Source organism: Serratia sp. (in: enterobacteria) (genome assembly GCF_051654945.1).
GTDB lineage: Bacteria > Pseudomonadota > Gammaproteobacteria > Enterobacterales > Enterobacteriaceae > Chania.
Window position 1 is genome coordinate 1 of sequence record NZ_JBOFZA010000049.1, and the last position, 1,798, is coordinate 1,798.

Below are 1,798 nucleotides of genomic sequence, written 5' to 3' on the forward strand. Positions count from 1 at the left end.
AAAATGTTTCTGTTTGGAATTTTCGGGAAAAGGAAAAGAGCTGACGTTTGTTTAATCAATTTTGTTTTGAGTCATGCCAGACTAGCAGTGGTTCTAAGAAGGAACTATGCACATTTCGAAGGGAGGGAGATTAAAGTAAAAGATATATTCAAGCTAATAATACAAAGAAATGTAGAGTTGATTTGTAAGTATGGAGATAAAGAGGCAAAAGAGTTTTTTTGTGAATACAAATAAGTTCATATTTCAAGAGGTGGGGGAAAAAATATGTTTCACTTGGTAAAAAGCAATTATTTGGTTGAGATCGGCTGTTGTAAATTGAGTAAATGTAAACATATTTATGTGTATTTCATTTATGTATTTTATTTTCTATTTTTTATGATTATTCCCAATGAAGAATATCAATTGAAAACAAATCATATAAATGTAACAAAATGTATGTAAATGGGATGAAATAATGTAAATGAAAATCTGTGAATTGACAGTGCAATTAAAAGATATAAAAAAAATAAATAAATAAAAGGCAGCGCCAGATCTCGGAAGCTAAGCAGAGTCGGTCCTGGTTAGTACTTGGACGGGAGACCACCTGGGAGTACCAGGTGCTGTAAGCTTTTGTCTTTTCTTCATATCCTGGCTAACATAGTCATCATGTACGCAGGCCTTTAGGGTGGCTGATCTTTAAATAGCCGACTCTTTGCAGCTGCTTTTGCTTACGGCCATACCACCCTGAGGGCGCTAGAGAGCCAGCAGGAAGTGTTAGGTTTGCAGTACAGAGAGAGAGGCTCTCTGGATCTTGTTTGCTTGATTTAATCTCTTGTTTTGAAGCATTTTGTTTTTCAATTTTGGTCTTTGCTTGGAAAATCAGTTGCTGGAAAATCAGCGTTAATCCTGATAAATTCCCCCCGACAGCTTAGGCTGTCTGGGGGACTTTTAGACTTTTTTCTGCTTGAATCATGCTGCAGATGCACACCATGGCTGCAGGTAAAGAAACAGAACAAGCAGTGATGAGAAAAAGTAACAATGGAAAGAAGGAAGAGGAGGAGCAAAGAAGAGGAAAAGACAAACAAGCATCGATCCAAAAACAACAGGGGGCAAGTAAAGTCACGGGAGATCTGCGGAAAGAGAGAGAAGAAAACAGCAGAGGAGTGCAAGGAAGATCAAGAGAGAAGTACAGCAAAGAGCTGACAGTGGAGGTGGAGGGGACAGAAAAGATTTCCATGATGGATTTACTGAAGAGAGTAAAGAAGGAGTGTGGAGAAGTGATATGGTGATATGGCTTTTATCAATTTGCCGGTGTATTTAGAGGATGAGAAGATACTCTCCTAGCTACAAGAGTGGGGAGTATGACCACTTTCACCAATAAAACATCGGGTATGGCCTGGGACGGATACAGTTGATGGAACACGGTTTTTAAAAGTTCGCTTTACGGAACAGGTGTGTTCACTTCCATACTCCACAAAGTTTGAGACTCTGAGAGGCACAGAGTATTTTCGTGTCATCCATGACAGACAAGTACGTGTTTGCAGACTTTGTATCAAGCCAGGGCACATATTCAGAGAGTGCCCCGAATTAAAGTGCTTCGAGTGTGGAGGAGGAGGACATTATGCAAGAGATTGTGAAGAATGGATGAGATTAGAGAGAGAGCGAGTGGATGGACAAGAGGATGGTGAAAGAAGGAACAGTGTTCTGACAGAAGAGCAAGAGGATGAAACAACTGATGATGTGAGCAGGGGAGGGAAAGATGGAGCTGAGGATGGTCAAAGAAGAAGCAAAATGGAGTGGCGAGACAGAGCTGAAAGTA

At 40.2% G+C, this 1,798-nt stretch carries 2 protein-coding genes; both read left to right on the forward strand.

Going from position 1 to position 1,798, the window contains the following annotated elements; genetic code table 11:
- Window positions 1-234 (forward strand): hypothetical protein (locus ACRDCA_RS07890; RefSeq protein ID WP_438689036.1); only part of this gene is annotated, 234 nt, incomplete at its 5' end.
- 734 nt (window positions 235-968) lie between these two features.
- The gene (locus tag ACRDCA_RS07895) at window positions 969-1,268 is read left to right on the forward strand and encodes a hypothetical protein (protein ID WP_438689037.1); all 300 of its coding nucleotides are present in this window, start codon (window positions 969-971) and stop codon (window positions 1,266-1,268) included.
- The last annotated feature ends 530 nt before the right edge of the window (window positions 1,269-1,798 follow it).